23 protein-coding genes are annotated in these 23,276 nt (G+C 75.0%); 12 read left to right on the top strand and 11 right to left on the bottom strand.

What is annotated here, in order from left to right; all coding sequences use genetic code 11:
• The first annotated feature begins 111 nt into the window (after window positions 1-111).
• The 3 genes from imuA' (at window position 112) to ABT048_RS28185 (ending at window position 6,073) form a co-directional block, all read left to right on the top strand.
• Window positions 112-924, top strand: a complete 813-nt coding sequence (gene imuA' / locus ABT048_RS28195; RefSeq protein ID WP_350524332.1) for a DnaE2-dependent mutagenesis accessory factor ImuA' — start codon at window positions 112-114, stop codon at window positions 922-924.
• 1 nt (window position 925) lies between these two features.
• The gene (locus ABT048_RS28190) at window positions 926-2,671 is read left to right on the top strand and encodes a DNA polymerase Y family protein (protein WP_350524331.1); all 1,746 of its coding nucleotides are present in this window, start codon (window positions 926-928) and stop codon (window positions 2,669-2,671) included.
• A gap of 153 nt (window positions 2,672-2,824) precedes the next feature.
• Window positions 2,825-6,073, top strand: coding sequence for an error-prone DNA polymerase (locus ABT048_RS28185; protein ID WP_350524330.1), 3,249 nt, complete (start codon window positions 2,825-2,827; stop codon window positions 6,071-6,073).
• A 35-nt stretch (window positions 6,074-6,108) separates the two neighbouring features.
• Here ABT048_RS28185 and ABT048_RS28180 read toward each other — a convergent pair whose 3' ends face one another.
• The 3 genes from ABT048_RS28180 to ABT048_RS28170 all read right to left on the bottom strand — a co-directional run bounded on the left by ABT048_RS28180 (window position 6,109) and on the right by ABT048_RS28170 (window position 8,278).
• The gene (locus tag ABT048_RS28180) at window positions 6,109-6,615 is read right to left on the bottom strand and encodes a hypothetical protein (protein WP_350524329.1); all 507 of its coding nucleotides are present in this window, start codon (window positions 6,613-6,615) and stop codon (window positions 6,109-6,111) included.
• Between the two features lie 106 nt (window positions 6,616-6,721).
• Entirely contained in the window at window positions 6,722-7,336 is a 615-nt protein-coding gene (locus tag ABT048_RS28175) for a hypothetical protein (RefSeq protein ID WP_350524328.1), read from the bottom strand.
• Window positions 7,337-7,447: 111 nt separating this feature from the next.
• Complete coding sequence (locus ABT048_RS28170) at window positions 7,448-8,278, bottom strand: TIGR03084 family metal-binding protein (protein ID WP_350524327.1); 831 nt, start codon at window positions 8,276-8,278, stop codon at window positions 7,448-7,450.
• A 293-nt stretch (window positions 8,279-8,571) separates the two neighbouring features.
• Between ABT048_RS28170 and ABT048_RS28165 the strand changes: the two genes are divergently transcribed.
• Window positions 8,572-9,330 carry a helix-turn-helix transcriptional regulator gene (locus tag ABT048_RS28165; protein WP_350524326.1) on the top strand — a complete coding sequence of 253 codons (759 nt, stop codon included), beginning with the start codon at window positions 8,572-8,574 and terminating at the stop codon, window positions 9,328-9,330.
• 56 nt (window positions 9,331-9,386) lie between these two features.
• On the opposite strand, the gene ABT048_RS28160 is transcribed toward ABT048_RS28165, so the two are convergent.
• The 3 genes from ABT048_RS28160 to ABT048_RS28150 are packed head-to-tail and all read right to left on the bottom strand — an operon-like array spanning window position 9,387 to window position 12,236.
• Window positions 9,387-10,922 (bottom strand): AMP-binding protein, encoded by a 1,536-nt coding sequence (locus tag ABT048_RS28160; protein WP_350524325.1) that lies wholly within the window; start codon window positions 10,920-10,922, stop codon window positions 9,387-9,389.
• A gap of 51 nt (window positions 10,923-10,973) precedes the next feature.
• Window positions 10,974-11,468: a MerR family transcriptional regulator gene (locus ABT048_RS28155; protein ID WP_402806860.1), complete on the bottom strand. Its 495-nt coding sequence runs from the start codon at window positions 11,466-11,468 to the stop codon at window positions 10,974-10,976.
• A gap of 3 nt (window positions 11,469-11,471) precedes the next feature.
• Window positions 11,472-12,236 carry an SDR family NAD(P)-dependent oxidoreductase gene (locus ABT048_RS28150; protein ID WP_350524324.1) on the bottom strand — a complete coding sequence of 255 codons (765 nt, stop codon included), beginning with the start codon at window positions 12,234-12,236 and terminating at the stop codon, window positions 11,472-11,474.
• A 249-nt stretch (window positions 12,237-12,485) separates the two neighbouring features.
• Between ABT048_RS28150 and ABT048_RS28145 the strand changes: the two genes are divergently transcribed.
• The 3 genes from ABT048_RS28145 to ABT048_RS28135 are packed head-to-tail and all read left to right on the top strand — an operon-like array spanning window position 12,486 to window position 13,886.
• Window positions 12,486-12,947, top strand: coding sequence for a group II truncated hemoglobin (locus ABT048_RS28145; RefSeq protein ID WP_350524323.1), 462 nt, complete (start codon window positions 12,486-12,488; stop codon window positions 12,945-12,947).
• Window positions 12,944-13,495 carry a GNAT family N-acetyltransferase gene (locus ABT048_RS28140; protein ID WP_350524322.1) on the top strand — a complete coding sequence of 184 codons (552 nt, stop codon included), beginning with the start codon at window positions 12,944-12,946 and terminating at the stop codon, window positions 13,493-13,495. Before ABT048_RS28145 ends, ABT048_RS28140 begins: the two co-directional genes overlap by 4 nt.
• Window positions 13,496-13,499: 4 nt before the next feature.
• Window positions 13,500-13,886 carry a VOC family protein gene (locus tag ABT048_RS28135; RefSeq protein ID WP_350524321.1) on the top strand — a complete coding sequence of 129 codons (387 nt, stop codon included), beginning with the start codon at window positions 13,500-13,502 and terminating at the stop codon, window positions 13,884-13,886.
• A gap of 66 nt (window positions 13,887-13,952) precedes the next feature.
• Here ABT048_RS28135 and ABT048_RS28130 read toward each other — a convergent pair whose 3' ends face one another.
• Window positions 13,953-14,735, bottom strand: a complete 783-nt coding sequence (locus ABT048_RS28130) for a dioxygenase family protein (RefSeq protein ID WP_350524320.1) — start codon at window positions 14,733-14,735, stop codon at window positions 13,953-13,955.
• Window positions 14,736-14,852: 117 nt separating this feature from the next.
• Here ABT048_RS28130 and ABT048_RS28125 point away from each other — a divergent pair, with 117 nt between their 5' ends.
• Entirely contained in the window at window positions 14,853-15,320 is a 468-nt protein-coding gene (locus ABT048_RS28125) for a MarR family winged helix-turn-helix transcriptional regulator (protein ID WP_350524386.1), read from the top strand.
• A gap of 92 nt (window positions 15,321-15,412) precedes the next feature.
• Here the strand turns inward: ABT048_RS28125 and ABT048_RS28120 are convergent, their stop codons facing one another.
• Window positions 15,413-16,669 carry an RNA polymerase sigma factor gene (locus ABT048_RS28120; protein WP_502894087.1) on the bottom strand — a complete coding sequence of 419 codons (1,257 nt, stop codon included), beginning with the start codon at window positions 16,667-16,669 and terminating at the stop codon, window positions 15,413-15,415.
• Between the two features lie 67 nt (window positions 16,670-16,736).
• Window positions 16,737-17,102: a YciI family protein gene (locus tag ABT048_RS28115; protein WP_350524318.1), complete on the bottom strand. Its 366-nt coding sequence runs from the start codon at window positions 17,100-17,102 to the stop codon at window positions 16,737-16,739.
• Between the two features lie 364 nt (window positions 17,103-17,466).
• Between ABT048_RS28115 and ABT048_RS28110 the strand changes: the two genes are divergently transcribed.
• Window positions 17,467-17,928, top strand: a complete 462-nt coding sequence (locus tag ABT048_RS28110) for a molybdopterin-dependent oxidoreductase (RefSeq protein ID WP_350524317.1) — start codon at window positions 17,467-17,469, stop codon at window positions 17,926-17,928.
• A gap of 101 nt (window positions 17,929-18,029) precedes the next feature.
• Here the strand turns inward: ABT048_RS28110 and ABT048_RS28105 are convergent, their stop codons facing one another.
• Window positions 18,030-19,142, bottom strand: a complete 1,113-nt coding sequence (locus ABT048_RS28105; protein WP_350524316.1) for a hypothetical protein — start codon at window positions 19,140-19,142, stop codon at window positions 18,030-18,032.
• A gap of 88 nt (window positions 19,143-19,230) precedes the next feature.
• On the opposite strand from ABT048_RS28105, the gene ABT048_RS28100 reads away from it, so the two are divergent.
• Window positions 19,231-19,749, top strand: a complete 519-nt coding sequence (locus ABT048_RS28100; RefSeq protein WP_350524315.1) for a GNAT family N-acetyltransferase — start codon at window positions 19,231-19,233, stop codon at window positions 19,747-19,749.
• Window positions 19,750-19,984: 235 nt separating this feature from the next.
• A complete protein-coding gene (locus ABT048_RS28095) occupies window positions 19,985-21,022 on the top strand; it encodes a sphingomyelin phosphodiesterase (protein WP_350524314.1) in 1,038 nt (345 codons plus the stop codon).
• A gap of 70 nt (window positions 21,023-21,092) precedes the next feature.
• On the opposite strand, the gene ABT048_RS28090 is transcribed toward ABT048_RS28095, so the two are convergent.
• Entirely contained in the window at window positions 21,093-22,139 is a 1,047-nt protein-coding gene (locus tag ABT048_RS28090) for a LacI family DNA-binding transcriptional regulator (RefSeq protein ID WP_350524313.1), read from the bottom strand.
• Window positions 22,140-22,294: 155 nt separating this feature from the next.
• Here ABT048_RS28090 and ABT048_RS28085 point away from each other — a divergent pair, with 155 nt between their 5' ends.
• Window positions 22,295-23,245: a DUF8686 domain-containing protein gene (locus ABT048_RS28085; protein WP_350524312.1), complete on the top strand. Its 951-nt coding sequence runs from the start codon at window positions 22,295-22,297 to the stop codon at window positions 23,243-23,245.
• Window positions 23,246-23,276 lie beyond the last annotated feature (31 nt).

Here is a 23,276-nt window from a genome sequence, read left to right as displayed (position 1 = left end):
ACAGATCCCCTTCGCCCATGTGACAGCTATCGCGACCTGGCACGGAGAGTGACGGGTGGGGCTACCGGGTCGGACTTGAATCTTTGCGAACGAATGTTCGATCCTGGGGCTGTGCCCGTTTTCGAATCTGTTTTCGAATCCACCGCCGAGCAGCCCGCACGCCCCGCGCTCCGGCCGGTGGCGCTCCCGGCTGCCGTGCCGGGGGAGCCGGGCGACGGACGGACGGAGGCCCGTGGCCTGCTGCCGGTGCCGCCCGCGCTGCGGGAGGTGCTGCCGGACGGCGGCCTGCGACGCGGCACGGCGGTGTCGGTGGCGGGCGGGGACACCGGGCTGCTGCTGGCGCTCGCCGCCGGGGTGCGGGACACCGAGGGCGGCTGGGCGGCGGCGGTCGGGCTGCCGGACCTCGGGCTCGCCGCCGCCGAGGGGTACGGGCTGGACCTGCGCCGACTGCTGGTCGCGGACGACCCCGGGCCGCACTGGGCCGAGGTGGTGTCGGTGCTGGCCGGTGCGGTCGAACTGGTCATGCTGCGCCCGGACGGTCCGGTGCCGCCGAAGCTGGCCGCCCGGCTGGCGGCGGTGCTGCGGCGCAGCGGCTGCGTGCTGCTGGTGGCCGGGCCCTGGCCGGGCGCGGCACTGCGGCTGGGGGTGCGCTCCGGGCGCTGGTTCGGGCTGGGCGACGGCTACGGGCAGCTCGCCGGCCGACAGGTCGAGGTGGCGGCCGAGGGCCGCGGCTCGGCGGTGCGAGGCCGGACCGCCCGGCTCTGGCTGCCGGACGAGCACGGCGCGGTGCGCCCGCTGCAGGAGCGCCCGGTCCTGGACCGCCCGCTGCAGGAAGGCCCGTTCCAGGAGCGTCCGGTCCGGGAGCACCCGCAGCCGCAGCCCGTGGCGGAGCCGGCGGCACCACGCGTCGCGGCGGTGGTCTGAGATGCCCGGGAACGAGCGGTCCGGCAGCGAGCCGTCCGGGACCGCCGAGGACCGTACCCCCCGGGTGCTGGTGGTCTGGTGCCCGGACTGGCCGGTGGTGGCCGTCACCGGCGACGACCCGGTGGCGGTGACCGAGGGCGGGCGGATCCTCGCCTGCTCGGCGGGTGCCCGGGCGGCCGGGGTGCGGCAGGGGCAGCGGCTCAAGCTGGCCCAGCGGCTCTGCCCGGAGCTGGAGTTGCGCGACCGCGACCCGGAGACGGAGACCCGCCGCTTCGAGCCGGTGGTCGCGGCGGTGGAGGCGTTCACGCCTCGGGTGGAGGTGATCCGCCCCGGCCTGTGCGCGATCCCGGTGAAGGGCCCGGGCCGCTACTTCGGCGGCGAGGAGGCGCTGGCCGCCAAGGTCCGTACGGCGGTGGCGGACGCCCTCGGCCGCCCGCCCGTCCCGGACGCCGTCCCGGGCGCGGTGAACCCCGAAGCTCCCGGAACCCCCGAAGCCCCCGGAACCCCCGAAGCTCCCGGAACCCCCGAAGCCCCCGAGGCCCCTGAAACCCCCAAGCCCTCCGAGGCGCCCAAGCCCCCCAAGCCCCCCGAGGCCCCCCGGCCCCCCGAAGCCCCGCACGCCCAGGTCGGCGTCGCCGACGGCCTGTTCGCCGCCGTGCTGGCCGCCCGCGCCGGGGTGCTGGTGCCGGCCGGCCGGACGGCGGAGTTCCTCGCCCCGTACCCGGTGAGCGCGCTGGGCGACGAGGCGCCGGCCGAGCTGCTCGACCGGCTCGGCCTGCCCACCGTCGGGGCGTTCGCCGCGCTGCCGCCGGAGGCGGTCGCGGACCGCTTCGGCCCGTCCGGGACGGTCGCGCACCGGCTGGCCCGCGGGCTGCAGCCGCGTCCGCTGGTGCCGCGCGACCAGGAGCCGGACCTCGCCGTCGAGCAGCGCTTCGACCCGCCGGAGCCGCTGGCCGAGCCGCTGGTGTTCGTCGCCCGCACGCTGGCCGAGGCGTTGCACCAGCGGCTGGCCGGGGCCGGGCTGACCTGCCGCCGGGTGGCCGTCGAGGTGGCCTGTGCGGACGGCCGGTCGGCCTCCCGGCTGTGGCGGCACGAGGGCCGGCTGTCGGCGACGGCGCTGGCCGAGCGGGTCCGCTGGCAGCTCCAGGCCTGGCAGGGCATGGGCACCTTCACCGACGGACAGGAGGGCTTCACCCTGCTCCGCCTGGCCCCCGACGGCCTCTCCCCGGACCAGGGCCGCCAGCTGGCGCTGTGGGGCCAGGCGGTCGCGGACGACCGGGTGGAGCGGGCGGTCGCCCGGGTGCAGGCGGTGCTCGGGCACGCCGGGCTGCGCCGGATCGAGCCGGCCGGCGGGCGCGGTCCGGGGGAGCAGGCGGTCAAGGTGCCGTGGGGCGAGCCGTACGAGGCGGCGGTGCCGGCCGACGCGCCCTGGCCGGGGCGGCTGCCGGAGGTGTGGCCGGCCGTGGTGCTGCGGGAGCCCACGCCGGTGCGGGTGCTGGACGAGGCCGGGCTGCCGGTCACGGTGGACGGCCGGGCGGGGGTGTCGGCCCGTCCGGCCCTGGTCGTGGTCCGGGGGCGGGAGGAGCCGGTGGACGGCTGGACCGGGCCCTGGCCGGCGGTCGAGTACTGGTGGGACCAGTCGCTCGCCCGCCGCCGGGCGCGGTTCCAGGTCGTGGTGGGCGACGGCCGGGCGCTGCTGCTCACCGTGGAGGGGGGTGCGTGGTACCTGGAGGCCGGCTACGACTAGCGGTCCCGGAACCGGAGGGACCCGCGAGGAGCCCACAAGGGACCAGACCCACAAGGGACCAGGCCCACAAGGGACCAGGCCCGCAATGAGCCCGGGCCCGCAAGGGACCGAGGGGGGTGAGTGCAGGCACGAGAACGACGAAGGCAACCCCCGATGGGCTTCACCAGCCACCCGAACCTCCCCTGGAGCGAGCTGCACCGCCGGCTGACCGGCGCGGCGCCGGACCGTACGGTCGTCCCGCTGCGCCGCCCCGCCCCGGCGGGGCCTCCCCCCGCCCCGGAGGAGTCCGCCGAACCCTGGGCCGAGTTGCACGTCCACTCCGCCTTCAGTTTCCTGGACGGCGCCAGCGACCCGGAGGACCTGGTCGCCGAGGCGGCCAGGCTGGGCGTGGAGACCCTCGCGATCACCGACCACGACGGCCTGTACGGCGCCGTCCGGCTCGCCGAGGCGGCCCGGGGCACCGGTGTGGCCACCGTGTTCGGCGCGGAGCTGACCCTCCGCCACGCGGCGGACCGCCGCTCCCCGGAGGAGACCGAGCACCTGCTGGTCCTGGCCCGCGACCCGGTCGGTTACCGCCGGCTGTCCGCCGCGATCGCCGCCGCCCAGCTGGCCGGTGGTGCGAAGGGCCGCCCGGCGTACGACCTCGCGGCGCTGGCCGGGGCGCACGGCGGCCACTGGGCGGTGCTCACCGGCTGCCGCCTCGGCCGGGTCCCCGCCGCCCTCGCCGGGAGGCAGGGCCCCGACCGGGGCGGGGCCGGGGACCGGCTGCGCACCCTCACCGAGGCGTTCGGCCGCGAGAACGTGTACGTCGAGCTGATCGACCAGTGGCTGCCCGGCGACGACCGGCGCAACGACGCCCTCGCCGCCCTCGCCGCCGAGGCGGGACTGCCCGTCGTCGCCTCCACCAACGCCCACCACGCCGGCCCCGCCCAGGGCCGCCTCGCGCAGAGCCTCGCCGCGCTGCACGAGCGCCGCACCCTGCAGGACGCGGTCGGCTGGACCAGGGCGGCCGGCACCGCGCACCTGCGCTCGGGCCGCGAGATGGCCGGTCGGCTGGCCCGCTTCCCGGGTGTGCAGCGGGCCACCGTCGAGCTGGGCCGGGCCTGCGCCTTCGACTTCGCCAAACTGGACCCGGAGCTGCCGGGCTTCCCCGTTCCCGAGGGCGAGACCGAGATCAGCCACCTGCGCGCCCTGGTCGCGGCCGGCGGCCCGGCCCGCTTCGGTCCGGGCAACGCCGCCGCCCGCCGCCAGCTCGCCAAGGAGCTGGACGTGATCGAGGACCTCGACCTGGCCGGCTACTTCCTGATCGTGCACGACATCGTGGACTTCTGCCGGAGCCGGGAGATCTGGTGCCAGGGGCGCGGGTCGGCCGCCAACTCCGCGGTCTGCTACGCCCTCGGGATCACCGCCGTCGACCCGATCCACTACCGGCTGCTGTTCGAGCGATTCCTCTCCACCGCCCGGGACGGGCCGCCCGACATCGACCTGGACATCGAGAACCGCCGCCGCGAGGAGGTCATCCAGTACGTCTACGGCCGCTACGGGCGCGAGCACGCCGCGCAGGTCGCCAATGTGATCACCTACCGGCCCCGGCTGGCGATCCGCGACGCCGCCCGGGTGCTCGGCTACCCGCAGGGGCAGGTGGACGCGTTCAGCCGGCAGACCGACTTCCGTTCCGCTCCCGGCGCGGACGCCGTCATCCCCGCCGACGTGCTCGCCCTCGCCACCCAACTCCACGGCTTGCCGAGACACTTGGGCATCCACTCGGGTGGCATGGTGCTCACCCGGGAGCCGATCGGGGAGATCTGCCCGACCGAGTGGGCCCGGATGCCCGGGCGCTCCGTCCTGCAGTGGGACAAGGAGTCCACCGCCGGCGCCGGGCTGGTGAAGATCGACCTGCTCGGCCTCGGCATGCTCGCCGCCCTGCACGACGCCTGCGACCTGGTCGCGGAACACCACGGCCTGCGCTACGACCTGGCCACCATCCCGGACGACGACGGGGGCGTGTACGCGATGCTGCGCCGGGCCGACACCGTGGGCGTGTTCCAGGTCGAGTCCCGGGCGCAGATGGCGACCCTGCCCCGGCTCAAGCCGGACCACTTCTACGACCTGGTGGTCGAGGTCGCACTGATCCGCCCCGGCCCGATCCAGGGCGGCTCAGTCCACCCGTACCTGCGCCGCCGCGCCGGGGTCGAACCGGCCGGCTGCCCGCACCCGCTGATGGAGAACGCGCTCGGCAAGACCCTCGGGGTGCCGCTGTTCCAGGAGCAGATGATGCAACTCGCCATCGACTGCGCCGGGTTCAGCCCGGCCGAGGCGGATCAGCTGCGGCAGGCGATGGGCGCCAAGCGCTCGCACGAGCGGGTCGCCCGGCTGCGTGAGCGGCTGCTGGGCGGGATGGCCGAGCGCGGCATCCCGCCGGAGGTCGCCGAGGACGTCTACGGCAAGATCGAGGCCTTCTCCAACTACGGCTTCCCGGAGAGCCACGCGATCAGCTTCGCCTACCTGGTGTACGCCAGCGCCTGGCTCAAGTACCACTTCCCGGCGGCCTTCACCTGCGCCCTGCTGGCCAACCAGCCGATGGGCTTCTACTCGCCGCTCAGCCTGGTCGCGGACGTCCGGCGGCACGGCGTGCGGGTGCGCGGGGTGGACGTCAACGCCAGCGGGGCGCGGCCCACCCTGGAGCCCTACCGGGGGCCGACCCCGAAGCCGCCGTTGACCGCCGGGCGCCCGCAGCCGGCCATCCGGCTCGGCCTGGAGACCGTCCGCGGCATCGGCACCCCGCAGGCCGAGGCGGTCGTGGCCGGACAGCCGTACGCGGACCTGGAGGACTTCGCCCGTCGCACCGGCCTGCCCGCGCCCGTCCTGGAGGCGCTGGCGACGGCGGGCGCCTTCGACTGCTTCGACCTGACGCGACGTCAGGCACTGTGGGCGGCAGGGGCGTTCGCCGGGATCTCGGCCGAGCTGATCCCCGGCACCACGCCCGGCACCGAGGCGCCGGAGCTGCCCGGGATGAGCCCGGTCGAGGAGACCATCGCGGACCTGTGGGCCACCGGCACCTCCGCCACCAGTCATCCGCTCCAGCACCTGCGCGACCGCCTGGACCGCGGCGGCGCGCTCCGTGCCGCCCAGCTCCCGGATGTGCCGCCGGGGACGGCGGTGGTGGTCGGTGGCCTGGTCACCCACCGGCAGCGGCCGCCGACGGCCGGCGGGGTGCTCTTCCTCAGCCTGGAGGACGAGACCGGCCTGATCAACGTGATCTGCAACCGCCCGGTCTGGGAGTCCCAGCGCCGTACCGCCCTGGACCGGGCCGGGCTGCTGGTCCACGGCCACATCGAGCGCGACCGGGGCGCCACCAACCTGATCGCCACCCGGCTCACCCCGCTCAGGATCGGACTCTGAGCGGGGTGGGCCGGCCGGGGGCTCGAAGACGGGCCCTAGAAGGCGGGCTCGTCGCCCAGGTCGAGGATCCGCAGATCGGTGAGGCGGACGGCGTACCAGACGTCCCGGCCGCTCCCGTCGCCCCAGGACTCGGTCAGCCGGACGGAGGCGAAGCCCTTCTCCTGCCCGACCTCCTGGGCCGCCCAGTGCGCCGGGACGTCCTGCGCCCGGAACACCGGGTCGGCGTCGGGCTGCTGGGCCCGGGCGTCCAGCCGGTGGTTCAGGTGCGCGGAGAGGTAGTGGCCGCGGACCTGTCGCGGGGTCCGGTCGCTCTGCCCGAGCACGGCGGCGCGGTACGCCTCCAGGAAGGCGGCCACCCGGTCGGCGGCCGGAGTGCCGGCCCGCACCGGCGCTCCGATCACGGGGGTGGGCGCCACGACGGTGGCGGCATCCGCCGGGGCGGTCTGCGGGGGAGTGGCCCGGGCGGCGGCGGCCGGCCCGGCGAGAGTGAGCAGGGCGGTGGCGGCGGCCAGAGCGGCGCGAGTGGTGGGGGTGCGAATCATGCGGGCATTCCACCACTCGCCGAATGTGCGGGCCTATCGCCAGAATGAGTGGTTCTGTCGCTACCGCCGTCTTCGTCAGGAAATGTGGCGATGTGTCAGCCTTTTGTCAGCCTGTGGGGAAGTCGATCTCCGCGAGGTCCTTCGCGAGCTCCTCCAGGTCGGTGTCCGGGTTGAGCGCCGCGACGACGGCCGGGGTGAGCGGGCGCAGCGCCAGGACGTGCTCGATCGCGGCGAGGTCCAGCGGCTGCTCGGGTTCGAAGTACTCCTCGGCCCAGTCCCGGTACGCCTCGGCCGACGGGTCCAGCAGCAGTCCGAACGGGCCGGCCTCGCACGCGTCGACGGCGTCCCCCCGCCAGGCCGCGTCCTGGTGCGTCCGCCAGAAGAAGGCGGTGGCGACCGGCTCCTCCTCGTCCCCGCTGCCCAGTTCCTCGACGAAGCCGCGGAACGCCTCGGGGACGGCGCCGAGCGGCTTCAGCGCCGTCGGCACCTCGTGGTCGAAGCTCCGCCCGTAGACGCCGACGGGGGAGAAGAGCACGAACCAGTCGTTGCCCTGGCCGTCGCGCATCGAACCGAGCGCGTTGTCCGCGGACCAGCGGGAATCGAAGGAGTAGTACCGGCCGCCCCAGTCGTCCGGGCTGAGGATCGCGTCGAGCGCGGCGAGGGCGCGGCAACGGTCGCGCAGCTCGGGGATGGCGGGCAGTCGGCCGATCAGGTCGTTCATGCCCGCCATTGAACCCCGGGGGTCCGACACGTCCCGGCGGCCGCGGCCCGCGGGCCGGCCACGCGGCGGCGGCCGCGACCCGCACGGCCGGACCGCCGGGGCCGTCCGACCCTACGATCCGGGCTGCCGCCCCTTGCCCGGCGCCCCGGCGAAGGCCTGGGCGATCGGGAGCCAGGCGGCGGCGACCGGGCCGGTCGCGGTGAGGGCGAGGTCGTCCCGGTGGCGGCGCTGGGTCACCAGGAGGCAGAAGTCCAGGGCCGGGCCGGTCACCACGTCCTGTGCGTCGGCCGGGCCGATGGCCCACGTCCCGCCGTCGGGGGCGGTCAGTTCGAGCCGGACCGGCCGCTCCGGCGCGGGCAGGCCGTGTGCGCCGAAGGCGAAGCCCAGGGTGCGCAGCCCCAGATGGGCGATGTGCCGCAGCCGGGCGGTGGGCTCGCGGGTGACGCCGAGCGCGTCCGCGACGTCCTGGCCGTGCGCCCAGGTCTCCATCAGCCGGGCGGTGGCCATCGAGGCGGGCTTCATCGGCGGGCCGAACCAGGGCAGCCGTACGTCGGCCGGTGCCGCGGACAGTGCCGCCAGCACCTCCTCCCGCCCGGCCCGCCAGCGGGCGAGCAGCACCGTCGGCTCGGTGGCCGCGCCGTCCCGCGCACCCTCCTCGACCGGGTCGGCGCCGGCCGCCGACAGCTTGCCGAAGCGGGCGTCGAGTGCGGCGGCGAAGCCCTCCGCGTCGCGCGCGGCCAGTGCCGTCCAGTCGTCGGTCCAGGCCAGGTGGGCGATCTGGTGCGCGATCGTCCAGCCCTCGGCGGGTGTCGACCGGGCCCAGCCCTCTGCCGGCAGGCTGGTCACCAGCCCGTCCAGCACCGCGCTCTCGGCCCGCAGGTCCTCCAGCAGCCCGCCGAGGACGCCGCTCGGCGGCGGAGTCGGGGTGTTCGGGTCGGTCATCGGTTTCCCCTCCGATCAAGGCGGTCACCACCCGCCGGTCGTCACGGCCGCACCCTACGCCCGCCCCGTCACCGGCGCCCGGCACTCCGCGGAACACGCACGTCAGGACTCTCGCCACCGGCCGCGGCGCGTGTGAGAATCGCGCGATGAAAAGCGCGGACACTTCCCAAGCTGCGCGAGCCGGTGACGCTGCCGCGCGATCCGGCGGGGTCGTGAGACCCGGTGCCGCCGTGCGGTCCGACGTTGCCGCGCGACCGGATGCCGTGCGATCGGATGCCGTGCGATCGGATACTGTGCGACCCGGCGAGGTCGAAGTCGCCCGCCGGGCTGCCGAGCTGGTGCGGGACGCCGTCCTCGGCGACCTCGCCCGGCGGGTGGTGGCGGAGTGCGGCGCGGACGTCGGGCTGGTCGGGGTGCCGGAGCCGCTGCCCGGGCTGCGGAAGGGCGACGACGGCATGGTGCTGCGCCACTGGGCCGGCACCCGGGCGGACCTGCTGCACGACGTGGCCGTCCCGGCTGGCCTCGGCCTCGGCGGCCGCGCGCTCGCCGAGCGCGCGCCCACCTGGGTGCCCGACTACCGTGCGGCGACGACCATTTCGCACCACTACGACGCGGCCGTGGCCGCCGAGGACCTGTACGCGATGCTCACCGTCCCGCTGATGGACGGCGGCACCGTGCACGGCGTGGTGTACGCCTCGGTGCGTGCCGTCGTGCCGTTCGGGGACGTTCGGATCTCCGCCGTCGGCGCGCTGGCCCGGGCCGCGGCCCGGGCCCTGGCCGGGGCGGCCGCCTGGAGCCGCGCGGCAGCCCGACCGGATCAGGGCCGACCGGAGCCGGGCCGACCGACCGCCCCCGTACGGCCGTTGACCCCGCGCGAGCACGAGGTGCTGCGCTGGGCGGCGACCGGCCGGACCAACCCGGAGATCGCCGCCCGACTGGGCCTGACGTGCAACACCGTGACCGGCTACCTCAAGTCCGCGATGCACAAGCTCGGCGTCCGCAATCGGACCGAACTCGCGCTGGCGGCACGGGAGTCGGGCCTGGTGGACTGAGCCCGCCCGAACAGTCCGCCCGCACCGCCCGGCCGGGCCGCCTGCCCGAGCCGCGGTCAGTTGACCCGGCGCTCCCGCCCGGTCCAGTACGGCTCGCGCAGCCGGAACTTCTGCAGCTTCCCGGTGGCGGTGCGCGGCAGTGAGTCCCGGAACTCCACCGTGGTGGGCGACTTGTAGCCGGCCAGCCGCTGCTTGCAGTGCGCGATCAACTCGGCCTCGACGACCGGTCCGTGGCCCTCGCGGAGGACGACCAGCGCCTTCACCGTCTCGCCCCACTTCTCGTCCGGCACCCCGATCACCGCCGCCTCGGCGACGGCCGGGTGGTCGTACAGGCAGTCCTCCACCTCGATCGAGGAGACGTTCTCCCCGCCGCTGATGATGACGTCCTTCTTCCGGTCCGAGATGGCCAGTTGGCCGTCCACGAGGGTGCCGCCGTCGCCGGTGTGGAACCACTCGTCCCGCAGCGCCTCGGCGGTCGCCTCCGGCTGCCGCCAGTAGCCGTCCAGCACGGTGTTGGAGCGCACCAGCACCTCGCCCTCGTCGTCGACCCGCAGCCGGGTGCCGAGCGCGGGTGCGCCGGCCTGCACCAGCTTCTCGGCCCGCTCGGCGGCCGGCAGCGCGTCCCACTCGGCCCGCGAGCGGTTCACCGTGACGATGGGCGCGGTCTCGGTCAGGCCGTAGAGCTGCATGAACTCCCAGCCCAGCTCCTCCTCGACCTGCTGCACCACCGAGGTCGGCGGCGGGGCGCCGGCCACGATCATCCGCACCCGGTCCCGGCCGGGCACCGGGCCGTCCCAGTCGGCGGCCGCGTCCAGCACCATCTGGACCACGGCGGGCGCGCCGGACAGGAAGGTCACTCCGTGCCGCTCGACCCGGCGCAGGATCTCCGCGCCGTCCACCTTGCGCAGCACGATGTGCCGGGCGCCGAGCCCGGTGAGGGAGAACGGCAGGCCCCAGCCGTTGGCGTGGAACATCGGCAGGGTGTGCAGGTAGACGTCGCGGTCGTTGGCGCCGTAGTGCAGGCCCATCAGGGTCGCGTTCAGCCAGACGTTGCGGTGGGTGAGCTGAACGCCCTTGGGGCGGGCGGTGGTTCCGCTGGTGTAGTTGATGGTGGCGGTGTCGTTCTCGGACATCGCGTAGCGCCGGGGGGAGTTGTCGAAGTCGTACAGCAGGGCGTCGCTGTCCGCGCCGAGCACGAACTTGTGATCGGCCACCACCCCGTCCAGCGCGTCGGCGAGTTCGGGGTCGACCAGCAGGACGGAGGCGCCGCTCTGCTCGACGATGTACGACACCTCCTCGGCCTTCAGCCGGAAGTTCACCGGCACCAGCACCCGGCCGTACCCGCTCACCCCGAAGAAGGAGGTGAGCAGTCGTGCCGAGTTGTGCGAGACGATCGCGACCCGCTCGCCCGGCCCGACGCCGAGCCGGTCCAGGCCGGCCGCCTGGGCGCGGGCGAGTTCGGCGACCCGGCGGTAGGTCAGCTCGCCCCAGGATTCGGCCGGCTGGACCGGTTCGTCGACGATGCCGACCCGGTCGCCGTAGACCAGCTCGGCCCGGTCGATGAAGTCCATCACGGAGAGTGGAATCTGCATGCGCTCACTGTCCTCTCCCGTGCGCCCCGTGCACACCCCCGATCGGGGGTGTCACCCTTCCGCAGCACTCCCGTCCGCCGCAGGAGCCGTCGGGAGCGCCATCGGGGGTGCCGTCGGGAGCGTTGTCGTGAGCGCCGCCGGAACCGCCTCGGGAGCGGCCGGAACCGCCGTGGGGAGCGCCGCGGCGAGGGCCGCCGCCAGTCGGTCCCGCGCCTCGGTCTGGGCGGCGATCCGGCGTTCCAGCACCGACAGCCGCTCCCGGGCGATCGCCAGCACCCGTTCGGACGGCCGGTTCGCCAGCACGTCGCCGTCCAGGCACCCCAGCAGCGGCCGGAGGTCCTCCAGGGTGAGCCCGGCGCCCACCAGCGCACGGATGTTGCGCACCCGGACGACCGCGGACTCCCCGTAGTCGCGGTAGCCGTTCGGCTCGCGCGCGGAGTCGATCAGCCCCGCCTGCTCGTAGTGCCGCAGCGCCCGGACGGTCGCCCCCGTCGCCCGCGCCAGCTCGCCGATCCGCACCCGTACGGCCCTCTCCGTCCGTCCCACTGGTCAGCCCACCAGGGCGCCCCCGTCGACGGACAACACTACGCCGGTCACGAACGAGGCCTGCGGCGAGGCGAGTTGCACGATCGCCCAGGCCACCTCGGCGGGCCGGCCGATCCGGCCCAGCGGGGTGTGCTCGATCTGCCACGTCCGGATGGCCGCCCGCCGCTCGGGGTCGTACCCCGAATGGTCGGCGATCGGGGTGTCGACGGCGCCGGGTGCCACGGCCGCCACCCGGATCCCGCGCGGCGCCAGCTCCACCGCCCAGCTGCGGGTGACGGTCTCCAGTGCGGCCTTGCTCGCCGCGTACACCGCGTTGGCGGGCCAGCCGCGCTGTCCGACGGCGGTGCTGACGTTGACGATCACGCCCCGGCTGTCGGCCAGGGCCGGCAGCGCGGCCTGCCCGAGCAGCACCGGGGCGACCAGGTTGGTGGCCAGCAGTTCCTCGATCCCCGGCCGGTCGTAGCCGCCGAGGCCCTGGCCGCTCCGGACGATCCCGGCGTTGTTGACCAGGACGTCCAGTCGGCCGAACCGCTCCAGCGCGGCCCCGACGATCGTCTCCGGCGCGTCCGGGCCGGTCAGGTCGGCGGTGAACGGCTCGATCAGGGACGGGTGCGCGGTCGCCGTCTCCGCCAGCGGCTCCGGCCGCCGCCCGACGGCGAGCACCCGCGCCCCCTCGGCCGCGAAGGCCCGCGCGGTCTCCCGTCCGATGCCCGTCCCGGCTCCGGTGACCACGACGACCCGGTCCTCTGCTGCGTTCACAGTGTCCATGCGGCAAGCCTGCGACCCTGCCGCAGGCGTCAGGGTCAAGCGCCGGGGGCCGAGGACCGGCGTCAAGCGGCGGCGGGCCGAGGACCGGCGTCAAGCGGCGGCGGGCCGGGGTCGAGCGGCGGGGGAGAGGAGCGCCGCCGTCCGCTTGCTGAGCCCGACGCGAACAACGCGCCCGCCGGCCGGGCGTCCGGGCCGCCGCCTGCTAGGAAGGTCGCAACGCACGGCCAACCACCCACGGGGAGCACATCCATGAGCGACCAACGGCCCGACACCCTCTACCAGGCCGTCGGCGGCATCGACGCGCTGCGCCGCCTCAGTCACACCTTCTACCGGGGCGTCCTCGCCGACCCGCTGCTCGCGCCGGTCTTCGCCGACTTCACCCCCACCCACATCGAGCACGTCGCGGTCTGGCTGGCCGAGATCTTCGGCGGCCCGACCGCCTTCACCGACGAACTCGGCGGCCACCAGGCCCTGTTGCGCGCCCACCTGGGCCTGGCGATCACCGAGGAGCAGCGGCTGCGCTGGATGGGGCTGATGGCCGAGGCCGTCGACCGGGAGCTGCCGGCGGACGAACTGCTGCGCCGCCGGGTGCTGGAGTACTTCGACTGGGGCACGAAGATCGCCGAGGACGTCTCCGCCTCCCCGGCCGGCACCGACCTGGGCGATCCCGGCCCGACCCCGCGCTGGAGCTGGGAGGGGCTGGAGAAGTGACCGTCGCCGCCCACCCGACGGCCGACGGCCTGCTGCTGCGCCCCTTCGAGGACACCGACGCGCCGGCCCTGGTCGAGGCCTACCGGGACGAAACCCTGCGCCGCTTCACCCGCACCCCGGTGGACGACGCCGAGCAGGCCGCGCACTGGATGGGTCTGCAGCACGAGGGCCGGGCGGCCGGCACCCGGTACGCCTTCGCCGTCGTGGACGCCGGCGAGCTGGTCGGCACCGTCGTGCTCAAGCGCGGCACCCCGGGCGGGGTGACGGCCGAGGTGGGGTACTGGACGGCGGGCCCGGCGCGCGGCCGGGGGGTGGCCCCGCGCGCGGTGGAGGGCCTCACCGCCTGGGCGTTCGCCGCCTTCGCCGAGGACGGCCTGCGCCGGATCGACCTGCTGCACGAGGGCGACAACCACGCCTCCTGCCGGGTCGCGGAGAAGAGCGGCTACGCGTTCACGGAGATCGTCCCGGCGTTCCCGCCCTACCCGCTGGACGGCCACCGGCACTCCCGGAAACGGCTGGACGGATCCGAGCGGAGCGGGTCAGAGTAGGCGGATGGCTTCCCTGGTACGACATGTGACGATCGATTGCGCCGACCCGCACACCCTGGCCGGCTTCTGGGCCCAAGCGTTGGAGGGCACCCTCGGCGAGGACGACAACCCGGGCGACGAGGAGGCGGTGGTGGAGTCGGCCGGCGCCTCGCTGCTGTTCATCCGGGTGCCCGACGGCAAGTCGGTGAAGAACCGGGTCCACCTCGACCTGCAGCCGCAGGACCGCAGCCGGGACGAGGAGGCGGAGCGGCTGGTCGCCCTGGGCGCCACCGTGCTGGCCGACCACCGCAGGCCGGACGGCACCGGCTGGATCACCCTGGCGGACCCGGAGGGCAACGAGTTCTGCGTGGAGCGGAGCCGGACGGAGCGCGCCGCCACCGGCGACGCGTAAGCGCGGGACGCAGCCGAGGCACGTGGCCGACCCGGCCACGTGCCTCGGCTGCTTCCGGTGCGGGGTTCAGCCCAGCTGGATCGAGCGCTTGGCCAGCCCCATCCAGAACCCGTCGATGACGCTGCGCTGACTGCCGAGGTCGGCCTCGCCGGCGCCGAGGGTGACGAACAGTGGGGCGAAGTGCTCGGTGCGCGGGTGGGCCAGGCGCCCGGCGGGGGCCTTGTGCTCGAAGTCGAGCAGCGCGTCCAGGTCGTGGGCCTCCAGGGCGCGCCGGCCCCAGTCGTCGAACTCGGCCATCACCGAGGTGACCCGGCCGTCGCTGCTGAGCGCCCGCAGGTTGTGGGTGAAGAAGCCGCTGCCGACGATCAGCACGCCCTCGTCGCGCAGCGGGGCGAGCTTGCGGCCGATCTCCAGCAGCCGCTGCGGGTCGAGGGTGGGCAGCGAGACCTGGAGCACCGGGACGTCGGCCTCGGGGTACATCTCCACCAGTGGGACGTACGCGCCGTGGTCGAGCCCGCGGTCGGGGATGTCCTGGACGGGCGTCCCGGGGGCGCGCAGCAGCTTGCGCACGCGCTCGGCGAGCTCCGGCGCGCCGGGGGCGGCGTACCGGACCCGGTAGTAGTGCTCGGGGAAGCCCCAGAAGTCGTAGACCAGCGGGAGGGTGGTGACGGCTCCGAGGGCGAGCGGCGCCTCCTCCCAGTGGGCGGAGACCATCAGGACGGCCTTGGGCCGCGGCAGGTCGGCGGACCAGGCGGCCAGTTCGCCCGGCCAGACCGGGTCGTCGGCCAGCGGCGGAGCGCCGTGCGACAGGTACAGGGCGGGCATGCGCTCGGCGGCCGCGGCGCTCATGGCGTCCTCCTCGGACTGTTCATCCACTGATAGTTCAAATTTGAACCTCTACTCCGACCGACGGTACACCTTCGTTCGAATTTGAACAACAGGAGTAGGCTTGGCCCCATGCCCCCACTGAACGAACCCCGCTGGCTGGACCCGGACGAGATGGCCGCCTGGCGGGGCTTCGTCACCGCGAGCAACCTGCTCAACCGCCGGCTGGAGCGCCAGCTCAAGGAGGACTCCGGCCTCTCGCACCAGCAGTACGAGATTCTGGTGCACCTGTCCGCCGCCCCCGGCGACTCGCTGCGGATGACCGAACTCGCCGACAAGCTCGTCACCTCCAAGAGCGGCCTGACCTACCAGGTCACCCAGCTGGAGCGGACGGGCCTGGTCGCCCGCCGCTCCTGCCCCAGCGACGTGCGCGGGGTCTTCGCCGAACTCACCGACCAGGGGCGGGAGATGCTGCGCCAGGCCGCACCCGGGCACGTCGCCCTGGTCCGCGAGCTGCTGATCGACGTGCTCAGCCGCGAGCAGCTGGCCGTCCTCGCCGAGGGCCTCGGGGAGGTCAGCGCCCGGCTCCGCCTGGACGAGACGCCCTAGGGACGCGCGGGCCCGCCCGCGCCCGAGCCGGCCCGCCCGCGCCCGAGCCGGCCCGCCCGCGCCGGCCCCTCCAGCCCACGCTCCGAGCCGGCTCAGGCCTGGCCCCCTCCGAGCGCGGCGGCCCGCTCCCGCAGCAGCTCCCGCTCCCGTTCGTTGCGGGTCAGCCCCGCCGCCCGCTCGAACTCCGCCCGGGCCTCCGCCGCCCTCCCCAGCCGGGCCAGCAGATCACCCCGGACGCTCGGCAGCAGGTGGTAGCCGCGCAGCGCCGGCTCCGCCGCCAACGCGTCCACCGCTTCCAGCGCGGCGGCCGGGCCCTCGGCCATCGACACCGCCACCGCCCGGTTCAGCGCCACCACCGGGGACGGCGACAGCGCCAGCAGCCGCTCGTACAGGGCGGCGATCGTCGCCCAGTCGGTGTCCGCGTAGCGCCGCGCCTTCGCGTGGCACGCGGCGATCGCGGCCTGCACCGAGTACGGCCCGGTGCCCGCCCGCTGCAGGGCGTCGAAGCCGCGCCGGATCAGCAGCCCGTCCCAGCGCGCCCGGTTCTGGTCCGCCAGCAGCACCGGCCGGCCGTCCGCCGCGGTCCGGGCGGCCGTGCGCGAGGCCTGGAACTCCAGCAGCGCGGCCAGCCCGTGCACCTCCGGCTCGGCCGGCATCAGCGCGGCCAGCACCCGGGCCAGCCGCAGCGCGTCCTCGCACAGCTGGGGGCGGAGCAGGTCGCCCCCCTCGGTCGCCGAGTACCCCTCGTTGAAGATCAGGTAGATGACCTCCAGCACCGACGACAGACGCTGCGCCCGGTCCTCCCCGTACGGCACCTCGAACGGCACCGACGCCTTGGCCAGCGCCCGCTTCGCCCGGACGATCCGCTGCGCCACCGTCGGCTCGGGCACCAGGAAGGCGCGGGCGATCTCCGGGGTGGCCAGCCCGCCGAGCAACCGGAGGGTGAGCGCGATCCGTGCCTCCGCCGACAGCACCGGGTGGCAGGCGGTGAAGATCAGCCGCAGGAGGTCGTCGTCGATGCCGTCGGGTTCGGCCGGCTCCGGGGGCGGCACGTCCTCCAACGACCGCCCCACCTCGGCGAGCTTGCGGGCGTAGACCTCCCGGCGGCGGACCAGGTCGATCGCCCGGTGCTTGGCGGTGGCCGTCAGCCAGGCACCCGGATTGTCCGGGACACCCTCCTGCGGCCACCGCTCAAGCGCGGCCACCAGCGCGTCCTGCGCCAGCTCCTCGGCGATGCCCACGTCCCGGACGATCCGGGCGACCCCGGCGATGATCCGGGCGGACTCGATCCGGAACACCGTCTCGACGGCCGCCTCCGCCGTCCCGTTCGCTGCAGCCCTCTCCGTCACGGCCACCCATCAGAGCAGCCGGCGGGGCGGGAGGCAACCACGGGCACGGGCACGGTCGTTCCCGCCGCTACTGCGCCGGCTGGTCGGCGATCTGCCGGACCTCGGCCTCGACGTTCCACTTCACCGAGTGGGCCTGGAGGAAGCGCCGGGTCCACTCCAGGGCCTCGGCGTGGTCCTTGCACTGCAGGACGGCGTAGCCGCCGATGACCTCCTTGGTCTCGGTGAACGGCCCGTCGGTGTGGCCGACCTTCCCGCCGTGCCAGGTCACCCGGGTGCCCTCGGCGGTCGGGGTGAGCGTGGCGGTCTCCAGCATCACCCCGGCCTGGGTGATCTCCTGGAACAGGGCCCCCATCCGCTGGTCGAACTCCGGGTCCGACTCCCAGTCGGCGCGGTCCTGCTCGTTGATCCGGATCAGTGTCATGAAGCGCGGCACGGTGACTCCTCGGTGGGTCGGGCGGGGCCTCTCCCCGCCTCTCACCCCTGGCGTCGAACGGGTCGCCGCCGGATCGACACCCGCCGCGAAGAAATCTTCCGGCGCTCCGGAGGCGGTGGCGGGAGGCGGTGCCGGGAGGGCGAGCACCGGGTCCTGATCGGCTGCGCCCCGGGCGACGTGCGGTACGTCCGCCGGGCGCCGGGTCCGACCGGGCCTGAGTGCAGATGCGGGCCGTACGGGTGCCGAACCATCGCAGTTGCGACTGAATAGTGGCATTCAGCCCGGCATGTGCGAATGACAGGATGGCCGCTCGGGTAGCCCTTCTCCCGGGCCGCGGCGCAGCGGTCCGGGAGGAGGGAGCACCATGACCCCGGCGAGACCCACCGTCCGGCTGCACGGCCACCTCGACCGGCCCGCCGAGCTGACCGTCGACCAGCTGCGGGCGCTGCCCGCGCACCGGGTCGAGGTCAGCTTCGACTGCCGGACGGAGGGCGAGCAGCGGCACGGCTACGAGGGCCCGGCGCTGCTGGACGTGCTGCGCGGGGCCCGGCCCCGGATCGACTTCTCCGGTCGCAAGCAGCGGCTGCGCTTCCTGCTCTCCGTGGTCGGCGCCGACGGCCACCGGGCGGTGGTCTCCTGGGCCGAGATCGACCCGGACTTCGGCGGCCGGCGGATCCTGCTGGCCACCAGCATGGACGGCGCCCCGCTGGACGCCGTCGGCCCGCAGCTCGTCGTCCCGGACGACCACTGCGGCGCCCGCTACGTCAGTGCCGTCACCGCCGTCTGGCTCGGCCCCCTCGGCGACCCGGCGCACCCCACCGCGTAGCGCCGCCCCGCCCTCCTGCCGCGCGCCCTGCCGCTGCGCCCGCCGTGCCCGCCCTGCGCCCGGGCCGTCCTACGCCCGGGCCGTCCTACGCCCGAGCCGCCCTACTCCTGCGCCGCCTTGGGCCGCAGCTCCGGCGGCAGCGGCCGGGCGCCGGAGAGCCGGACGGCGGCGCCGCGGGCGAGGTGGAAGGCCAGCGCCGGGTCGTCGGTGTCGGTCCACGGCGGGCAGCCGCACCACGGTCCGATCGCCCGGAACTGCTCCAGCGCGATGCCGTGCAGCCCGGCTTTGCCCGCGTAGTACGCGAGCCGGTGCCGCAGCAGCGGGAGCCGGTCGTCGTCGGGGCGGACCTGCGCCAGCGCGGCCGCGACCTTCCGCACCGGTTGCTTGCCCAGCTCGCCGTCCAGCGTCGTGCCGAGGGTCCCGCGCAGCTCCAGCTCGTGCAGCGCGTGCAGGTAGAGGCCGGGCAGCGGGCTGCCGGCCGGGGCGTCCTTCATCGCCCGCTTGGCGAAGGCCAGCATCTTCTTGTCCGAGCCGAACCACTTGGCGCACCAGTACTGCAGGCCCTGCCAGTGGCCCGCGTAGTGGAAGGGTGCCCGCTCGACCAGTCCGCGCCACAGTTCCTCGAACTGCTCGGGCGTGTACCGCGCGCCGCGTGCGGCGCTCACCATGACCACCCAGGGGGCCGGGTTGGCCGGGTCCAGCAGGGCGGCCCGTCTCGCGGCCCCGACGGCCGCGGGCAGCATGGCCCGGAAGGCCCGCATGTCCTCCTCGGGCACCTCGTGCGCGTACCCGGAGCCGCGGATCGCCCAGGCCGCGTGCACCATCCGGAGGGCCTCCAGGGCGGCCGCGTCGCAGTTGCCCGGGTCGGCCGCGCGCCAGGCCTTCAGCCAGCCCTCGTCGCGGTCGGCGACGGAGTCCAGCAGTTCGAGCCGCGACCAGCGCTCGTCCCAGTCCTGTCCGGCGGCCTCGACGTGCGCGGCGGCCGGCTTCCAGTTCCCGGCCCAGGCGGCATCGGCCACCGCCTGGGACTCCCGGCGGCGGTGCGGGGGCGGCGGCGGACCGGCGCGGCGCGGGTCGAGCCGGTCGCGGGGGGTCAGGCCGTACGCGGGCGCGTCGAACCCGGTCAGCGCCCAGTTCCGGGCCTTCGTCTGCCGGACCCTGAGGACGGCGGCGTACCCGCCGACGATCAGCAGGCCGAGGATGAGGTATGTCACGGCGGAGCATCATCCCTGGTCGCGGTGGGTGCGGGCAATGCGGTAAAAGCGCTCGCCGGAGCCGGGTTTCCGTGCCAACATGCCCCATATGGGGACGATTCTGCACGGCGCCCTGGTCACGCTGCGACCGGCCACCACCGACGACATCCCGGCCCTGGCGGCCATCCGCGGCACGCCCGAGGTGTTCGCCCGCTGGCGGGGCGGTGACGACCTGCCGGCCGAGGTGGCCAACGACCTGGAATCGCCCGACACGGAGACCTTCGCGATCGACCTGGGCGGCCAGGTGGTCGGCGCCATCCAGTGGTACGCCAACAACGACGACGAGTACCGGCACGCCGGGATGGACCTCTACCTCGACCCGACGGTGCACGGCCTGGGCCTGGGGACGGACGCGGTGCGCACCATGGCCCGGTACCTGGTGCACGACCACCACTACCACCGGCTGGTGATCGACCCGGCCGCGGACAACCTGGCCGCGATCCGCTGCTACGCCAAGGTCGGCTTCCGCCCGGTCGGCACCATGCGCCAGTACGAGCGCGGTTCGGACGGCACCTGGCACGACAACCTGCTGATGGACCTGCTCGCGGACGAACTTCTCGACGGCTGAAGGTCGTTCGGGCGGGGCGGGCGGGCGGTTTCGCGGTAGTGCGAGGGTGTACAGACATCTTGTCGCCCACCCGCCCAGAGCTGTACAGACATCTCATGGCCACATGATCGGCCGGAACTGATCTCCTGGCGTTCTCCCCGACGTACCGGTCGGTAGCTAGCGTTCCTCCGCCATCCCCGATGCCGGTCACCCCGGCACCGGGCCCCGCAGGGTAGACGAACCCAGGAGAACGCCCATGCTCTCGCGTCGCACGGCCACCGCCCTCACCTCGGCGGCCGCCGCCGCACTGCTGCTCGGCGGCACCGCCCCGGTCGCCAACGCCGGTGCCCCGGCGAGCCCCACCACGCTGTCCGTCTTCGCCTTCAACGTGGACCTCGGCACCGCCGTCGTCGACAGCACCCAGAACGAGCAGGCCGCCCGCCGCACCCCGGTCATCGAGCAGATCGTCCGTCAGCACAACGCCGATGTCGTCATCCTGGACGAGCAGTTCAACAACAGCTCGACCGCCGACATCAACGCCAAGCTGGCCGACCTCTACCCGTACCGCACCCCGGTGGTCGGCGGCACCTGCTCCGGCGGCGGCTGGACCGGGATCAGCGGCAACTGCTCCAGCTCGTGGTTCGTCATCAACGGCGGCACGATGATCCTCTCCAAGTACCCGATCGCCGCCCAGTACGCCCACGTCTTCGCCAACTCGACGTACGGCACCTGGGACTACCACGCGGACAAGGGCGCGGCCCTGGTCAAGGTGACCAAGAACGGCAGCACCGCCTGGGTGGTCGGCACCCACCTGCAGGCCGACGAGTCGGACGTCTCCACCGACACCACCCAGGCCACCCGGCTCGGCCAGCTCGCCGAGATCCGCGCCTGGGTGGACGGGATCGTCGGCAGCAGCGCCCCGGTGCTGATCGGCGGCGACCTCAACGTCGAGTACGTCCACGGGCAGGGCCGCGGCGACTACGCCAACGCCCAGAACGCGGTGAACGGCGTGCTCGGCACCCCGGCCACCGACCCGGGCCAGAACCTGACCACCATGGACTGCTCGGTCTCCGCCTGGTGCCAGTACATGTCGGGCGTCGAGACGTTCCCCAAGGACTACCGGGACGACCTCGACTACATCGGCTACCTCAACGCCCCGGGCCGCCCGGTGCCGGCCGGGATGTCGACGGTGAAGGTCGACTTCGACCCGCAGGCGGGCTGGACGCCGGGGCAGCTCGACACCCTCGCGCCCAGCGACCACTACCCGGTCGAGGCCACGTTCCGGCTGAACTGACGCCCGGCTTCCGGCTGAACTGACGCCCGGCTTCCGGCTGAACCGACGCCCGGCCGGGGGCGGGACGGCGTCAGGCCGAGGCTCGGGCCGAGGCCGACCGGTCCGGCGCCGGGCAGCCGCACGAGCGCCGCACCACGAGCCGGGCCGGGAACGTCCGGGCGCCGGCGGCGCGGCTCTCGGGCCCGCCGAGGACGAGCTCCAGTGCGGCGCGGGCCATCTCGTCCTGCGCGGTGGTGACGGTGGTCAGCGCCGGCCCGGCGATCACCGCCTCGGCGATGTCGTCGAAGCCGGCCACCGCGAGGTCCTCCGGCACCCGGATCCCCAGGTCGTCGGCGGCCCGCAGCAGGCCGATCGCCTGGTCGTCCGTCGCGCAGAACACGGCGGACGGCCGGTCGGGGCGGGCCAGCAGGGCGAGCGCCTCGGCGTGCGCCCGGACGCGGTCGAACGGCGCCGGGGCGAGCCGCCCCTCGACGGGCAGCCCGGCCTCCTCCAGCGCGGCGGCCCAGCCGGCCGTCCGCGCGGTGACCGGGTCGTGCGGGCTGAGCGCCAGGGTGCCGCCGAAGCAGTGCACCTCGGCGTGCCCGTGCCCGAGCAGGTGGCGGACCACCTCGCGGGCGCCGCCCTCGTCGTCCGCGACCACGGCGACGCCGTTGGCGCTCTCCGCGCGGTGGTGCAGCAGCACGACCGGGGTGCCGTCGGCCACGTCGAAGCCGGTCAGTCCGGGGGTGGCCGGGTCCTGGGTGACCAGGATCAGGCCGTCCACCTGCATCCCGAGGAAGGCGCGGATGTAGTGCGCCTCGCGTTCGTCGGCGTAGTCGGAGTTGCCGATCAGCAGCAGCCGGCCGTGGTCGGCGGCGGCCTGTTCGACGGCGTGCGCGAGCCCGGCGAAGAACGGCTGACGGGCGTCCGGCACGACCATCCCGAGCAGGTCGGTCCGCCGCCGCGCCATCGCCTGGGCGACCCGGTTGGGCCGGTAGCCGAGCTCCTCGACCGCCGCGAGCACCCGTGCCCGGGTCGCCGGTGCCACCGGCCGCGGCCCGTCGTTGATCACATAACTCACCACGGCCGTGGACGTCCCCGCCGCCCGCGCCACATCGTCCCGTGTCACCCTCGCCATGACCGTTGAGCCTACACACCACCTCCGACCAGCCGGTTTCCCGCGTGTCCACCGGGCCCCGATCGGCCGTCCGGGCTTGCGGGGCGGGTGGTGCGGTGCCGAGGCTGGCGGGACGGGCGGCGTTCGGTGCCGCCGCCGACCGTGGGAGCAGGTCGATGAGCACGCCGCAGCGCCGGGCCACCCGGTCACCCCGTCCCGGCGCCCGGCCTCGCGTGCGCGTCCGCACGCGGGAGCGGGCCGTCGGCGCCACCCGGCCGAAGGTCAGGCCCTGGAGCGCGTACGCGGTGGCGACGGCCATCGTGCTGCTCGTCGTCGCCGGGCTGCTGTTCTACCTCGACGAGCGGTCGAGCCGGGGCCGCACCCAGGTGGTGGGCACCGCCCCCGGACCTGACCACCTGGAGGTGCACGTGCTGCTCCAGCGGGTCGACGCGGCCGCGCAGACGCTCACCACGAGGGTCCTGGTCCGGGCGTACGGCGCCCTGGAGATGAACGGCAACCCGCTGGTCCCGGCGCAGGACGTGCTGCTGGAGACCACCTCGCTGGAGCAGACCGCGCTCAGGTACCCGGCCGGCCAGCAGATCGCCACCGGCACGGTGGCGTTCGACCTGTACGGCGGGCGGGTCACCGACTACCCGTTCGACCGCTACCACGCCCTGATCGGCTTCCGGGCCACCATCGGCGGGCGGCCCGCCCCGGTGGTGGTCGCGATCGAGGAGGCCGACCCGTTCTTCGCCTTCGCCCAGGAGTCCCGGCAGAGCGAGGGCGGCGCCGTCGCCGTGACCGAGCGGATCAGCCGTTCGCGCAGCACCTTCATCCTGGCCTGGTTCATGATGGCGGCGATGTGGGCGCTGGCGCTGTCCGTCCTGGTGGCGGCCTGGCTGATCGTGCGGCAGCGGCGCGGGATCGTCTGGCCCGCCCTCGGCTGGATGGCGGCCACGCTGTTCGCCCTGGTCGGCATGCGCAACGCCGCGCCCGGCAGCCCGCCGATCGGTTCGGTGCTGGACTACGCGGCCTTCTTCTGGGCGGAGCTGCTGGTCGCCGTCGGCCTGACCATGATCGTGGTGCGCGGCGCCCGGATCGAGGGCGGGCACCGGCCCGCCCCGTGACGTCGGTGCGCGCGGGCCGGGGTGACGCCCC

The organism is Kitasatospora sp. NPDC096140 (assembly GCF_040303045.1).
GTDB lineage: Bacteria > Actinomycetota > Actinomycetes > Streptomycetales > Streptomycetaceae > Kitasatospora.
This window is presented reverse-complemented; position numbering and strand designations above follow the sequence as displayed.

What these genes read in the sequence shown, in the direction of transcription:
- ABT048_RS28190 (WP_350524331.1), top strand. Translation starts at nt 926, where the DNA reads ATGCCCGGGAACGAGCGGTCCGGCAGCGAGCCGTCCGGGACCGCCGAG.
- ABT048_RS28130 (WP_350524320.1), bottom strand. Translation starts at nt 14,735, where the DNA reads ATGAGCGCCGCGGCCGCCGAGCGCATGCCCGCCCTGTACCTGTCGCAC.
- ABT048_RS28185 (WP_350524330.1), top strand. Translation starts at nt 2,825, where the DNA reads ATGGGCTTCACCAGCCACCCGAACCTCCCCTGGAGCGAGCTGCACCGC.
- ABT048_RS28085 (WP_350524312.1), top strand. Translation starts at nt 22,295, where the DNA reads ATGAGCACGCCGCAGCGCCGGGCCACCCGGTCACCCCGTCCCGGCGCC.
- ABT048_RS28150 (WP_350524324.1), bottom strand. Translation starts at nt 12,236, where the DNA reads ATGGACACTGTGAACGCAGCAGAGGACCGGGTCGTCGTGGTCACCGGA.
- ABT048_RS28090 (WP_350524313.1), bottom strand. Translation starts at nt 22,139, where the DNA reads ATGGCGAGGGTGACACGGGACGATGTGGCGCGGGCGGCGGGGACGTCC.
- ABT048_RS28170 (WP_350524327.1), bottom strand. Translation starts at nt 8,278, where the DNA reads ATGACCGACCCGAACACCCCGACTCCGCCGCCGAGCGGCGTCCTCGGC.
- ABT048_RS28160 (WP_350524325.1), bottom strand. Translation starts at nt 10,922, where the DNA reads ATGCAGATTCCACTCTCCGTGATGGACTTCATCGACCGGGCCGAGCTG.
- ABT048_RS28175 (WP_350524328.1), bottom strand. Translation starts at nt 7,336, where the DNA reads ATGAACGACCTGATCGGCCGACTGCCCGCCATCCCCGAGCTGCGCGAC.
- ABT048_RS28180 (WP_350524329.1), bottom strand. Translation starts at nt 6,615, where the DNA reads ATGATTCGCACCCCCACCACTCGCGCCGCTCTGGCCGCCGCCACCGCC.
- ABT048_RS28110 (WP_350524317.1), top strand. Translation starts at nt 17,467, where the DNA reads ATGACCCCGGCGAGACCCACCGTCCGGCTGCACGGCCACCTCGACCGG.
- ABT048_RS28100 (WP_350524315.1), top strand. Translation starts at nt 19,231, where the DNA reads ATGGGGACGATTCTGCACGGCGCCCTGGTCACGCTGCGACCGGCCACC.
- ABT048_RS28135 (WP_350524321.1), top strand. Translation starts at nt 13,500, where the DNA reads ATGGCTTCCCTGGTACGACATGTGACGATCGATTGCGCCGACCCGCAC.
- ABT048_RS28095 (WP_350524314.1), top strand. Translation starts at nt 19,985, where the DNA reads ATGCTCTCGCGTCGCACGGCCACCGCCCTCACCTCGGCGGCCGCCGCC.
- ABT048_RS28145 (WP_350524323.1), top strand. Translation starts at nt 12,486, where the DNA reads ATGAGCGACCAACGGCCCGACACCCTCTACCAGGCCGTCGGCGGCATC.